The organism is Saccharothrix sp. (genome assembly GCF_031180885.1).
Classification (GTDB): Bacteria; Actinomycetota; Actinomycetes; order Mycobacteriales; family Pseudonocardiaceae; genus Actinosynnema.
In genome coordinates this window covers 83,910-97,095 of the sequence record NZ_JAPSLK010000031.1, presented here as the reverse complement: position 1 = coordinate 97,095, position 13,186 = coordinate 83,910, and the positions used below count along the sequence as shown (strand labels likewise).

The following is a 13,186-nucleotide window of genomic DNA, read 5'->3' as shown; positions in this document are numbered from 1 at the left end:
TCCCGACGCCCGAGATGCGGTCGGCCACGGGGATGAACCTCAACGACTCGGTCTACGAGCGCCTGCTCCGCGAGCGGATCATCGTGCTGGGGTCGCAGGTCGAAGAGGGCATCGCCAACCAGATCACGGCACAGCTGCTCCTCCTCGCGGCCGAGGACCCCGAGAAGGACATCACGCTCTACATCAACTCGCCCGGCGGCTCGGTGACCGCGGGCATGGCGATCTTCGACACCATGCAGCTCATCGAGCCCGACGTGGCGACCTACGCCATGGGCCTCGCGGCCTCCATGGGCCAGTTCCTGCTCTCCGCGGGCACCCCCGGCAAGCGGCACGCGCTGCCGCACGCCCGCATCCTCATGCACCAGCCCTCGGCGGGCGTCGGCGGCACCGCGGCCGACATCGCCATCCAGGCGGACATGCTCACCCGCACCAAGCGGGAGATGGCCGAGCTGATCGCCGAGCACACCGGTCAGCCGGTGGAGCGGATCATCGCGGACTCCGACCGCGACCGCTGGTTCACCGCCCAGGAGGCCCTGGAGTACGGCTTCGTGGACAAGGTGATCACCCGCGCCAGCCAGGCCAACACCAACTGACCCGGCGAGCACACCGACCAGGAGAGACCAAGTGAGCCAGTTCCACGCGCCGCAGTCCCGGTACGTGCTCCCGTCGTTCGTCGAGCGCACCAGCTACGGCATCAAGGAGTCCAACCCCTACAACAAGCTGTTCGAGGAGCGCATCATCTTCCTCGGCGTGCAGGTGGACGACGCGTCGGCCAACGACGTGATGGCCCAGCTGCTGGTGCTGGAGTCCGAGGACCCGGACCGCGACATCCTGATGTACATCAACTCGCCGGGTGGCTCGTTCACCTCGCTGATGGCCATCTACGACACCATGCAGTTCGTCCGCCCGGACATCCAGACCTACTGCCTGGGCCAGGCCGCCTCGGCCGCCGCCGTGCTGCTCGCGGCGGGCACCCCGGGCAAGCGGCACGCGCTGCCGAACTCGCGGATCCTGATCCACCAGCCGGCCACCGAGGGCGTGTACGGCCAGGTGTCGGACCTGGAGATCCAGTCCAACGAGATCCAGCGCGTCCGCCGGCTGCTGGAGACCACGCTGGCCAAGCACACCAGCCGCACGCCCGAACAGGTGCGCACGGACATCGAACGCGACAAGATCCTCACCGCCGAAGAGGCCAAGGACTACGGCATCGTGGACAGCGTCCTGCCGTACCGGAAGCTCTCCGCCAAGTGAGTCCCGCGTGTCGCCCGACACGCCGAGCCGACCAGGGATACCGGGTGGTTCGGGGTGTCGGGGGCACGCTGGTCCTCCCGCACAGGCGGGTGGGCCAGGTACCGTCGAGGGGAACGGGTTGACCCCGCAGCCGGCGGGCGTAAGCCGAACAGCAGTCAGGCGCACTTCACCAGGTCGTGCGCCGGAGGGGACAGAGGTCAGCGGTCATGGCGCGTATCGGTGACGGCGGCGACCTGCTGAAGTGCTCTTTTTGCGGGAAGAGCCAGAAGCAGGTGAAAAAACTCATCGCCGGCCCCGGTGTCTACATCTGCGATGAGTGCATCGACCTCTGCAACGAGATCATCGAGGAAGAGCTGGCGGAAGCCGGCGACGTGAAGCTCGACGAGCTGCCGAAGCCCGCCGAGATCCACGAGTTCCTCGACCAGTACGTGATTGGCCAGGACGAGGCCAAGCGGACGCTCTCGGTGGCGGTCTACAACCACTACAAGCGCATCCAGGCGGGTGACCGCGGGCGTGAGGGCCGCGACGACGGCGTGGAACTGGCCAAGTCGAACATCCTCATGCTCGGCCCCACTGGCTGCGGCAAGACCTACCTGGCCCAGACGCTGGCCAAGATGCTCAACGTCCCGTTCGCCATCGCGGACGCCACGGCGCTCACCGAGGCGGGCTACGTGGGCGAGGACGTCGAGAACATCCTGCTCAAGCTCATCCAGGCGGCGGACTACGACGTCAAGCGGGCCGAGACCGGCATCATCTACATCGACGAGGTCGACAAGATCGCTCGAAAGAGTGAAAATCCGTCGATCACCCGGGACGTGTCCGGCGAGGGCGTGCAGCAGGCGCTGCTGAAGATACTGGAGGGCACAACAGCCTCCGTGCCGCCGCAGGGCGGCCGGAAGCACCCCCACCAGGAGTTCATCCAGATCGACACCACGAACGTGCTGTTCATCGTGGCGGGCGCGTTCGCGGGTCTGGAGAAGATCATCCAGGACCGGATCGGCAAGCGCGGCCTGGGCTTCGGCGCCGAGGTGCGCACGAAGGCCGAGGTCGACGCGGCGGACTACTTCGCCGAGTCGATGCCCGAGGACCTGATCAAGTTCGGCCTGATCCCCGAGTTCATCGGGCGCCTGCCGATGGTGGCCAGCGTCACCAACCTGGACAAGGACTCGCTGGTCCGCATCCTCACCGAGCCGAAGAACGCCCTGGTCAAGCAGTACCAGAAGCTGTTCGAGATGGACGGCGTGGAGCTGGAGTTCACCCGGACCGCCATGGAGGCCGTGGCCGACCAGGCCATCCTGCGCGGCACCGGCGCCCGCGGCCTGCGGGCGATCATGGAGGAAGTCCTGCTGCCGGTGATGTACGACATCCCGAGCCGGTCGGACGTCGCCAAGGTGGTCATCACCGAGCAGACGGTGAAGGAGAACGTGAACCCGACCATCGTGGCCCGGCAGCCGTCCCGCCGGGAGCGTCGCGAGAAGTCGGCGTGAGCCTCCCGTACACGCTCATCCTGCACGGCCTGGGCGGTTCCGGGCCGACGCACTGGCAGAACTGGCTGGCGGGCGAACTCGCCCACCACGGTGGCCAGGTGGACGTGCCCCAGTTCACCCTCCCGGATGAGCCACGCCTCGCGGTGTGGCTCGCCGAGCTGCGCGAACACCTCGCGGCCGCTCCCCGGGAGGGTGAACGGGTGGTCCTCGCCCACTCGCTCGCGTGCCTGCTGTGGCTGCACCACGCGGCCGGCGACTTCGACCCGGCCCTGCGGGTGGACCGGGTGCTGCTGGTCGCCCCGGTGTTCCCGGACTTCCGGGACGAGCCGGCGATCGCGGACTTCCTGAACCCGCCCCTGGACCCGACCCTGGTCCGCCGCGCCGCCGCCTCCACCCGCCTGGTGCTGGGCGAGGGCGACGAGTACTGCACCTTGGCGCAGGGCAAGGAGCTGGCGGAGGCGCTGCGCCTGGACCTGGACGTCATCGTGGGCGGCGGTCACCTGAACGTGGCAGCCGATTACGGCCCATGGCCCGCAGTCCTGAAGTGGGTCCGCAGCGACCGCACCCCGCTGACGCCCCGCTGAGACCTCAGCCGACGCGGCGACCCAGGAAGCGGACCACGTCGGGCACGACCTTGCGATAGGTCGAGTCGTCATGCCCGCCACCAGGCACGATCACGGCCACTGCGGGCTTGATCGCCGCGATGAACCGCCGCGTTCCCTCGATGAACCAGTCCTTGTCACCGACCCACACGCCCAACGGCACCGGCCCGTGCTTGTCGACGTTGCGCAGCGGATCCAAGGACGCCCACTCGGCCTCGTCGTCGAACGCGTTCCGCTTGCTCATCTCGTCCCACGACGTCATCAGCGCTGGAGCCATGGTCGCAACCGCCTTGAGCGGCTCTCGACGCTCGTGCCTCCGCCTGGCGTAGAGCAGCGTCCCGAAACCACCCATCGACACGCCCGTGGCCGCGAACACCGGTCCGAAGCCGCGTTCGGACAGCCACCCCGGGATCTCCTCCAGCAACATCCCCAACGGGTCGTCGCCCGGGACGTTCTCGTGCCAGTAGTGGTCGCCGCCGTCCACCGCGACGAAGCCGAACGGGGGAACAGACCCTCTCGACACGGCCGACACCAGCGCCTCGGGCAGACCACCGACGGCCGCGTACCCGGCGCTGCCGTACCGCCCGTGCAGCAGGACCGACATGGGCAGACCACGCGTGTCGACGCCCGGCGGGACCAGGGTGAGCAGGCCGACCTCGCGGCCCCGCTGACGCGAGAACACCCGGTCGACCTTCACCACGGCCCGCTTCGGCACCGGCACGGGTCCCGCCACGCCCAGCGCGTGCCGCAGCGCCTCACCCGCCGGTGCCTTGCCGTTGAGCGCCAGACCCGCCGCCGCGAGCCCGGTGACCCCGAGCGCGCCGAGCACAGTGCGCCTGCTGACCATGTCCCCCTCCAGCGAATTCCCCCATGACCCATCGCCGGCGACCGGTCGGGTGTTTCGCCTAGACCGCTTTCCGCAATCGGAGGTCCGTGATCTGCGCTTCCGTGTAACCGAGCGTGCGCAGGACGTGGTCGGTGTGCTCGCCCAACGCGGGCACAGCCCCGGGTGAGGCGACCCACGCCGAGGAGTCCACCGACGGCCGCAACATGCCCACCTCGCCACCCGGCACGGCCACCCGCACGCCCCGGTCGCGGGCCACCAACTGCGGGTGGTCGGGGAGTTCGGCGACGCTTCGAGTCCGGGCCGCGGGCACGTCGGCGTCGTCCAGCGCCTTGAGCAGGTCCGCTGCGGCCCAAGCGGTGAAGTCCAGTTCGGCGTGCAGGGCGGGGCGGTGCTCGACGCGGCGGCTGACCGTGGTGAAGCGCGGGTCGTCGGCCAGGTCCGGCCGGCCCAGCACGGCGCACAGCCGCCGCCACTGCGGGTCGTTCTGCACGGCCAGGTGGACCGCGCCGTCGCGGCAGGCGAACGGCCCGTACGGGGCGATGCTGGGGTGGTGCGCGCCGGTGCGCGGGGCGGCCCGCCCGGTGCCCGCCGCGTACAGCATCGGCTGGTGCATCCACTCGGCCATCGCCTCGAACAGCGACAACCGCAGCGTCGCCCCCTCACCCGTGCGGGCGCGGTGCAGCAGGGCCGCGAGCACGGCGGACTGGAGTTGCACACCGGCGGCGATGTCGGCCACGGAGATGCCGGCGCGGGCCGTGACGTCACCCTCCCCGGTGAGTTCCACCAGACCCGCCTCGGACTGCACGAGCGCGTCGTACGCCTTGCGCTCGGCGTACGGACCGGCGTCGCCGTAACCGGACAGCTCGCCGACGACCAGCGTCGGGTGCTGCGCGCGAAGCGTGGCGGCGTCCACACCGATGCGACGCGCCGCGCCCGGCGACAGGTTGCACAGGACGACGTCCGCGCTGCTCACGAGCCTGGCCAGGACCTCGCGCCCGGCCGGGTGCTTGAGGTCGAGCGTCAGCGACTCCTTGCCCGCGTTGGTCCACGCGAAGTACGACGAGACGTCCCCGCAGGCGTGGTCGTAGTGGCGGGCGAAGTCACCGCCGTCGGGCCGCTCCACCTTGACCACCCGCGCGCCCAGGTCGGCCAGCAACCTGGTCGCGTACGGCACGGCAACGGCTTGTTCGAGGCTGACGACCAGCACTCCGTCGAGCGGTCGCGAGGCCGCGTCGGTAGGTCGACCCTCGTTCAAGCGCGATCACGCCTTTCGTTCGCGCTTGAACGAGGGTCGACCTGGCGACTTTCGGGCGGCCTCGCCGCCGCGACGGAGTCGCGGCCATCCAACACAGCGGTGATCCGTTCGTGGTGCGAGTAGACGTTCATGGAGTCCCCGCGCAGGAAGCCCACCAGGGTCACTCCCTGCTCATCGGCCAGTTCAACAGCCAAGGAAGAAGGCGCGGAGACTGCCGCCAGCACCGGCACGCCGGCCATGGCCGCCTTCTGGACCAGTTCGAACGACGCCCGCCCGGACACCATGAGCACTGTCCCGGCCAGCGGCACCCGGTTGTTCAGGACCGCCCACCCCAGCACCTTGTCCACCGCGTTGTGCCGCCCGACGTCCTCCCGCACCACCAGGGCGTCACCAGACCCGGTGAACAGCCCGGCCGCGTGCAACCCGCCCGTCGACGAGAACACCTTCTGCTTGGCCCGCAGCGCGTCCGGCAGCCCGCCCAGCACGTCCACGTCCACCCGGACGTCGTCGCGGGCGGGGGAGAAGCGGGTCTTGAGCTTCACCGCGTCCAGCGCCGCCTTGCCGCACACCCCGCACGACGACGTCGTGTAGAAGTTCCGCTCCACCCCGGTCTGCGGCGGCGGGACGTGGTCGGCCAGCGCCACGTCCAGCACGTTGTACGTGTTCAGCCCGTCCGGCCCGGTGCCCTCGCAGAACCGGGCCACCGACACGTCCGCCAGACCCCCGATCACGCCTTCGCTCAGCAGGAACCCGTGCGCCAGCTCGACGTCGTGGCCGGGTGTGCGCATGGTCACGGTCAACGCCGTGCCTCCCACGCGCAGCTCCAACGGCTCCTCGGCGGCCAGCGAATCGACCCGCGTCCGGTGCGTTCGTCGCGAATACGTGACCACTGGGCGACGGACGGTGACTCGCCCCATCGTGGAACTCCTTCCCGACGCTAAGTTTCGGCGTGAGCCACCAACCAGGTTACGGAGGTGTCGGCCAATGGGTTCCCGGGTGGGCTTCCTCGACCGCTCTCGGACCGTCGCCCCACCGGACTGGAACCGCTGGCTGGTGCCGCCCGCGGCGCTGTCGGTGCACCTGGCGATCGGGCAGGCGTACGCGTGGAGCGTCTTCAAGCCGCCCCTGGAGGGCGCCTTGGACCTGTCCGGCACCCAGAGCGCGCTCCCGTTCCAGCTCGGGATCGTCATGCTGGGCCTGTCGGCGGCGTTCGGCGGCACGCTCGTCGAGCGCAACGGGCCGCGCTGGGCGATGTTCGTCTCCGCCACCTGCTTCTCGTCCGGCTTCCTGATCTCGGCGCTGGGCGCGTGGACGCAGCAGTACTGGCTGGTGGTGCTGGGCTACGGGTTCGTCGGCGGCGTCGGCCTGGGCATCGGGTACATCTCGCCGGTGTCGACGCTGATCAAGTGGTTCCCGGACCGGCCGGGGATGGCGACCGGCATCGCCATCATGGGGTTCGGCGGCGGCGCGCTGATCGCCTCGCCGTGGTCGGCGCAGATGCTGGAGTCGTTCGGCAAGGACCACAGCGGCATCGCCCAGACGTTCCTCGTCCACGGTGTCGTGTACGCGGTGTTCATGTCGGTGGGAGTGCTGCTCATCCGCGTGCCGCCGACCGTGGTGGAGCAGCGGGTGACCCGTTCGGTCGTCAACGTCTCGGCCCGCAACGCCCTGCGCACGCCCCAGTTCTGGTGCCTGTGGGTCGTGCTGTGCTTCAACGTCACCGCCGGCATCGGCATCCTGGAAAAGGCGTCGCCGATGATCCGGGACTTCTTCGCGGAGACCTCGACCCCGGTCGCGGCCGGCGCGGCGGCCGGTTTCGTCGCCTTGCTGTCGTTGGCCAACATGGCGGGCCGGATCACGTGGTCGTCCACTTCGGACCTGGTGGGGCGAAAGAACATCTACCGGCTGTACCTCGGTGTGGGCGCGCTGACGTACCTGGTCCTGGCGTTGGCGGGCAACGAGTCCAAGGTGCTGTTCGTCCTGTGCGCCATGCTGATCCTGTCCTTCTACGGCGGCGGTTTCGCGACGATCCCGGCCTACCTCAAGGACTTGTTCGGCACCTACCAGGTCGGCGCGATCCACGGTCGGCTGCTCACCGCGTGGTCGCTGGCCGGTGTCCTCGGGCCGTTGATCGTCAACGCCATCGCCGACAGCCAGAAGGCGGCCGGCAAGACCGGACCCGACCTGTACACGACGTCCCTCTACATCATGATCGCGCTGCTGGCCGCGGGCTTCGTCGCCAACGAACTCGTGCGGCCGGTGGCGGCGAAGCACCACGAGCCGGAACTGGCGGAGGTGGCCCGGTGAAACGCGCCCTGGTCGTGTTGGCGTGGCTGTGGGTGGGCCTGCCGCTCACCTACGGCCTCGTGGAGTTGATCCGCAAGGTGACCGCGCTGTTCACCGGCTAGGGTCGTCGGGTGGACTCCTACGACGTGGTGGTGGTCGGCGGCGGGCACAACGGCCTGGTCGCCGCGGCGTACCTGGCCCGGGCCGGCCGGTCGGTGCTGGTGGTGGAGAAGCTCGACCACGTGGGTGGCGCGGCCGTCAGCGAACAGGTGTTCGCCGGCGTCCCGGCCCGCCTGTCGCGCTACTCCTACCTGGTGAGCCTGCTGCCCGACCGCATCGTCACCGACCTGGGTCTCCGCGTCGACCTGCGCTCCCGGGCCGTGTCCTCCTACACCCCGGCGGGTGATCTCCTGGTGGAGCGCACGCCGGGCCAGGCGACCGCCGACTCGTTCCGCGCCCTGACCGGTTCCGACGCGGAGTTCGAGCGCTGGCAGCGCTGGTACGCCGACCTGGAACTGCTGGCCGGCGCGCTGTCACCGACCCTCTTGGAGCCCTTGGTGTCCCGCGACCACGCCCGCATCCGCGTGGACGCCGTGGCCCGGATGCGGTTGTGGGAGCAGGTGTTCGAACGTCCGCTGGGGGAGACCCTGGAGGAGTTGTTCGCCAGTGACATCGTGCGCGGCGTGGTGGCCACCGATGCCCTCATCGGCACCCACACGTCACTGCACGACCTGCGCGCCAACCGGTGCTTCCTGTACCACGTGATCGGCAACGGCACGGGGGAGTGGAAGGTGCCCGCCGGTGGGATGGGCGCGGTCACCGCCGAACTCGAACGTGCCGCACGGGAAGCCGGTGCCGAGATCGTCACCGGGGCTGAGGTGTCCAGAGTGGACGTTGACGGCAAGACCGCCGAGGTCGAGTTCGACGGCCGGACGGTGGGCACCCGGTTCGTGCTCTCCAACGTGTCCACGTCGACCCTGAACGCGTTGCGCGGTCAGCCCGGGCCCGAGGCCGCCGAGGGCGCCCAGCTCAAGGTCAACATGCTGCTGGAACGCCTGCCCCGGCTGCGGTCCGGCGTCGACCCGACCCAGGCGTTCGCCGGCACCCTGCACCTCGACGAGTCCTACAGCCAGCTCGAATCCGCGTACCGGCAGACGGTCGAGGGCAAGGTCCCCGACGTGCTGCCGGCGGAGATGTACTGCCACACCCTGACCGACCCGTCGATCCTCGCCCCGGAGCTGGTCGAGAAGGGCTGGCACACCCTCACCCTGTTCGGCCTGCACACCCCGGCGAGCCTCGTCCCGGACGACACCACCCGCGACCAGCTCGTGTCCCGGTACCTGAAGGCGCTCAACGAGCACCTGGAGGAGCCGATCGAGGACTGCCTGGCCCGTGACGCCGAGGGCAACCCGTGCCTGGAGGCCCGTTCCCCGCTCGACCTGGAAGCCGAACTGGGGTTGCCGCGCGGCAACATCTTCCACGGTGACCTGGCGTGGCCGTTCGCGGAGGCGGCGGACGAGGTCGGTCGGTGGGGCGTGGAGACCGAGGTGGCGAACCTGTTCGTCTGCGGTGCCGGTGCGCGTCGGGGCGGCGGGGTGAGCGGGATCGGCGGCCACAACGCGGCCATGGCGGTTCTTGAGCGTTAGAGCCTGCCGAACAGCTCGGTGACGAGCTTCTTCTCCTGCTCGAAGTTGGCGGCGGAGGTCACCAGGATCTCGATGTCACCCTTGCGCGCCACGAGCGTGTTCTGCACGACCTCGCCCGCGCCGAGCGTGCTGGTGTAGGCCTCGTCGAAGAACCCGCCGAGGTCGGTGACCCGCTGTCCGCTGTCGGTGAAGCCCTTCTTGCCCCGGGCGAAGGCGTCCGCGTCCGACTCGGTCTGGAAGCGGACCATCGTGTCGACGCCGCCGCCTTCGTACTGGCAGACGACGACGTTCTGGTTCACGGTCTGCTTGGGGTGCACGAGGTTGAGCTGAAGCGCCGCGCCGACCACCTCCTCCGGCGCCTTCGAGCAGTCGAGGCCACCGGGGGCCGCTTCGGCCGCGGTCGTCGAGGCGGAGGGTGGTGCGGTGGTCGGCTGGGGCGGGGTGGGGACCGGGGTGGCCGTGCAGCCGACGAGACCGAGCAGGCCGACCGCGGCCACCAGTGCCTTCTTCATGCCCGGAGGTTCGCCCGGACGGACGCCGGCGTTACCCTGGGCGCTATAGCAAGAAGTCTTTAGCAATGACCCTTGCTAAAGACTTCTTGATACGCGTACGGTGGTGTGGTGGCCGACGACCTGATCAGAGATCCCAAGGCCCTTCGGGCGCTCGCTCACCCGTTCCGGTGGAAGCTGATCATGCTTTTGGGTACCGAGGGACCGCGCACGGCCACGCAGTGCGCGGAGGCGACCGGGGAGAGCGTCGCCAGTTGCTCGTACCACCTCAACACGCTGGCCAAGTACGGCTTCGTGGCCGAGGTGCCGGGGGTGAAGGGCAAGCAGAAGCCGTGGCGGCTCGTCCAGCACATGCAGCGTTGGTCGGGCGAGGGCGTCGACGTCGAGACGGCCCTGGCGGGGGAGGCGGCGAGCGAGGCCTTCCTGGAGCACGAGTTCGCCGAGATCCGCGCCGCGAACCGGCGCAAGTCCCTGGAGCCCGCCGAGTGGCGGGAGGCCTTGGCGCTCAACGGCCGGCTGGAGTTCCTGACCGCCGAAGAACTGCAGGAGATCACCACCGAGGTCCTCGCGATCATCGGCCGCTACAGCGAGCGCAACGACGACGAGTCCGCCCGGCCCGAGGGCGCCCGGCCGGTCCGCTTCCTGCTCTCCACCACGGTGTCACCGCAACGCGACTAGGGGGAAGACCATGCACGACTTACTTTTCGTGGCACACCAACGGATGCGCGAAGACCAGGCCACGGCCCACCGCCACCGCCTGACCCGCCGCCGCCTCCACCTGCTCTCCGGCACGCTCAAGCTGGACTGGACCGTGGCCCGCGACGACCGCCGGTTGGTCGCCTCAATCGCCTTCGCGTGGCGACGACGCCCGGCATGACCCGCCGCTACCCCAACTTCTCCAACCGCACCACGATCGACTTCGACGTCGGCGTCCCGGACTTCTCCGCCGTGGAGTCCAACGGCACCAACGGGTTCGCCTCCGGGAAGTACGCCGCCGCACACCCCTTGGCCGTCGGGTAAGACACCACCCGGAACCGCTCCGCCCGCCGCTCGAACACGCCCGTCGGGTCCTCCGGCCACTCGCTGACCACGTCCACGAAGTCACCGTCCGCCAGCGCCAGCTCGTCCAGGTCGGCCGGGCTGACGAACACCACCCGCCGGCCGTCCTTGACCCCGCGATACCGGTCGTCCAACCCGTAGATGGTCGTGTTGTACTGGTCGTGGCTGCGCATGGTCTGCAACAACAACCGCCCCGGCGGCACCCGCAGCACGGTCAGCTCACTGGCCGTGAAGTGCGCCTTCCCGCTCCGCGTCCCGGTGAACTCGCGGGCGTCGCGGGGCGCGTGGGGCAGCACGAAACCGTCCGGCTGCCGGACCCGCGCGTTGTAGTCCGCGCACCCCGGCACCACCCGGGCGATCCGGTCGCGGATCAGGTCGTAGTCCTTCTCGAACTCCTCCCACGGCACCGGGTGCCCGGCCCCCAGCACCGCCCGCGCCAGCCGGCACACGATCGACACCTCGGACAGCAGGAACTCCGACGCAGGCTCCAGCCGCCCGCGCGACCGGTGCACCACGGACATCGAGTCCTCGACCGTCACGAACTGCTCGCCGGTGTGCTGGAGGTCGCTCTCCGTGCGCCCCAGCGTGGGCAGGATCAACGCCTCCCGCCCGTGCACCACGTGCGACCGGTTCAGCTTGGTCGACACGTGCACCGTCAGGTCGCACGACCGCATGGCCCGTTCGGTGACCGCCGTGTCCGGGGTGGCCGCGACGAAGTTCCCGCCCACCGCGAAGAACACTTTGGCCCTGCCGTCCCGCATCGCGCGGATCGAGTCGACGGTGTCGAACCCGTGCTTGCGCGGCACCTCGATCTCGAACTCGGTCTCCAGCGCGGACAGGAACTTCTCCGGCATCTTCTCCCAGATGCCCATGGTCCGGTCGCCCTGGACGTTCGAGTGGCCGCGCACCGGGCACAACCCCGCCCCCGGCTTGCCGATCATCCCGCGCAGCAGGGCCACGTTGGCGATCTCCTTGATGGTCGCCACGGCGTGCTTGTGCTGGGTCAACCCCATGGCCCAGCAGAAGATCGTGCGCTCCGAGGACGCCAGCATCCGCGCCAGCAGCTCGACCTGGGCGCGGGGCAGCCCGGTGGCCACGTCCACGGCGTCCCAGTCCAGCCCCCGGACGTGCGCCGCGTACGCCTCGAACCCGTCGGTGAAGCCCTCCACGAACGGCCGGTCCACCGCGTCCCACGACAGCAGCAGGTTGCCCACGGCCTGGAACAGCGCCTGGTCGCCGCCCAGCCGGATCTGCAGGAACTCGTCGGCCAGTTGCGTTCCGGTGCCGACGAGCCCGCGCACGTTCTGCGGGTTCTTGAACCTCAGCAGCCCGGCCTCGGGCAGCGGGTTGACCGCGACGACCTTCGCGCCCGCCTTCTTGGCGTCCTCCAGCGCGGACAGCATCCGGGGGTGGTTGGTGCCGGGGTTCTGGCCCACCACCACGATCAGGTCGGCGCGGGCGAAGTCGTCGATGCTCACCGAGCCCTTGCCGATGCCCGTGGTCTCGGACAGCGCGGCGCCGGAGGACTCGTGGCACATGTTGGAGCAGTCCGGCAGGTTGTTCGTGCCGAACGACCGCACGAACAACTGGTAGAGGAACGCGGCCTCGTTGCTGGTGCGCCCGGACGTGTAGAAGACAGCCTCGTCCGGGCCGGCCAGGCCGTTGAGCCGGGAAGCGACCAGTGAGAACGCGTCCGCCCAGGAGATGGGCTCGTAGTGGGTGCCGCCCTCGCGCAGCACCATCGGTTCGGTGAGCCGGCCCTGCTGCCCCAGCCAGTAGTCGGTCTTCTCGGCCAGCTCCGCCACCGGGTGCGCAGCGAAGAACTCCGGCCCGACGCGCCGCCGGGTGGCCTCCTCGGCGACCGCCTTGGCCCCGTTCTCGCAGAACTCGGCGAGCTTGCGGTGCCCCTGCGGCTCGGGCCAGGCGCAGCCCGGGCAGTCGAAGCCCTCGCGCTGGTTGAGCAGCCGGAGCGTGGTGACCGTCCGCCCGACCCCCATCTGCTCGACCCCGCGCTTGAGCGACACGGCGACACCGGGCAACCCGGCCGCCCACGTCTTGGGTCCGGTGACCTCGAGCTGGGACTCGTCGACGTCCTGCTGGGGAGGAGGCTTGCTCATGCGGTCATTGTGCGCTGTGTTGATGGCCGCGACTCCGTCGCGGCGGCGAGGCCGCCTGAAAGTGGGCTCATCGCGTCGCTTTCCCACCGATCAGCTTTTCCGATCGACGCGACAAGCCGACGTGGCC

Annotated in this window: 13 protein-coding genes; 8 read left to right on the top strand and 5 right to left on the bottom strand. The window is 69.9% G+C overall.

Annotation, left to right across the window (positions count from 1 at the left end; genetic code table 11):
* Positions 1–14: 14 nt before the first annotated feature.
* From RIN75_RS28535 to RIN75_RS28520, 4 genes are all read left to right on the top strand, one after another.
* Positions 15–593, top strand: coding sequence for an ATP-dependent Clp protease proteolytic subunit (locus RIN75_RS28535; RefSeq protein WP_309115122.1), 579 nt, complete (start codon positions 15–17; stop codon positions 591–593).
* A gap of 31 nt (positions 594–624) precedes the next feature.
* The gene (locus RIN75_RS28530; protein ID WP_121222304.1) at positions 625–1,251 is read left to right on the top strand and encodes an ATP-dependent Clp protease proteolytic subunit; all 627 of its coding nucleotides are present in this window, start codon (positions 625–627) and stop codon (positions 1,249–1,251) included.
* Between the two features lie 206 nt (positions 1,252–1,457).
* Entirely contained in the window at positions 1,458–2,738 is a 1,281-nt protein-coding gene (gene clpX / locus RIN75_RS28525) for an ATP-dependent Clp protease ATP-binding subunit ClpX (protein ID WP_309115116.1), read from the top strand.
* Complete coding sequence (locus tag RIN75_RS28520) at positions 2,735–3,322, top strand: alpha/beta hydrolase (RefSeq protein ID WP_309115115.1); 588 nt, start codon at positions 2,735–2,737, stop codon at positions 3,320–3,322. Before clpX ends, RIN75_RS28520 begins: the two co-directional genes overlap by 4 nt.
* 4 nt (positions 3,323–3,326) lie before the next feature.
* On the opposite strand, the gene RIN75_RS28515 is transcribed toward RIN75_RS28520, so the two are convergent.
* Genes RIN75_RS28515 through fdhD form a run of 3 tightly spaced genes read right to left on the bottom strand, consistent with a single transcriptional unit; the run spans position 3,327 to position 6,359 of the window.
* Positions 3,327–4,187: an alpha/beta hydrolase-fold protein gene (locus RIN75_RS28515; RefSeq protein ID WP_309115114.1), complete on the bottom strand. Its 861-nt coding sequence runs from the start codon at positions 4,185–4,187 to the stop codon at positions 3,327–3,329.
* 58 nt (positions 4,188–4,245) lie between these two features.
* On the bottom strand, positions 4,246–5,394 hold the full coding sequence (locus tag RIN75_RS28510; protein ID WP_309115113.1) for a CaiB/BaiF CoA-transferase family protein: 1,149 nt from the start codon (positions 5,392–5,394) through the stop codon (positions 4,246–4,248).
* A gap of 44 nt (positions 5,395–5,438) precedes the next feature.
* The gene (gene fdhD, locus RIN75_RS28505; RefSeq protein WP_309115112.1) at positions 5,439–6,359 is read right to left on the bottom strand and encodes a formate dehydrogenase accessory sulfurtransferase FdhD; all 921 of its coding nucleotides are present in this window, start codon (positions 6,357–6,359) and stop codon (positions 5,439–5,441) included.
* A gap of 67 nt (positions 6,360–6,426) precedes the next feature.
* Here fdhD and RIN75_RS28500 point away from each other — a divergent pair, with 67 nt between their 5' ends.
* Complete coding sequence (locus RIN75_RS28500) at positions 6,427–7,749, top strand: OFA family MFS transporter (protein ID WP_309115111.1); 1,323 nt, start codon at positions 6,427–6,429, stop codon at positions 7,747–7,749.
* Between the two features lie 110 nt (positions 7,750–7,859).
* Positions 7,860–9,374, top strand: a complete 1,515-nt coding sequence (locus RIN75_RS28495) for an NAD(P)/FAD-dependent oxidoreductase (RefSeq protein ID WP_309115110.1) — start codon at positions 7,860–7,862, stop codon at positions 9,372–9,374.
* On the opposite strand, the gene RIN75_RS28490 is transcribed toward RIN75_RS28495, so the two are convergent.
* A complete protein-coding gene (locus tag RIN75_RS28490) occupies positions 9,371–9,886 on the bottom strand; it encodes a hypothetical protein (protein WP_309115109.1) in 516 nt (171 codons plus the stop codon). The two genes, RIN75_RS28495 and RIN75_RS28490, sit on opposite strands and share 4 nt — an antisense overlap.
* Positions 9,887–9,994: 108 nt before the next feature.
* Between RIN75_RS28490 and RIN75_RS28485 the strand changes: the two genes are divergently transcribed.
* Positions 9,995–10,561 (top strand): helix-turn-helix domain-containing protein, encoded by a 567-nt coding sequence (locus RIN75_RS28485; protein ID WP_309115108.1) that lies wholly within the window; start codon positions 9,995–9,997, stop codon positions 10,559–10,561.
* A gap of 10 nt (positions 10,562–10,571) precedes the next feature.
* Complete coding sequence (locus tag RIN75_RS28480; RefSeq protein ID WP_309115107.1) at positions 10,572–10,760, top strand: hypothetical protein; 189 nt, start codon at positions 10,572–10,574, stop codon at positions 10,758–10,760.
* Positions 10,761–10,767: 7 nt separating this feature from the next.
* Here RIN75_RS28480 and RIN75_RS28475 read toward each other — a convergent pair whose 3' ends face one another.
* On the bottom strand, positions 10,768–13,059 hold the full coding sequence (locus RIN75_RS28475) for an FdhF/YdeP family oxidoreductase (protein ID WP_309115106.1): 2,292 nt from the start codon (positions 13,057–13,059) through the stop codon (positions 10,768–10,770).
* Between the last annotated feature and the right edge of the window lie 127 nt (positions 13,060–13,186).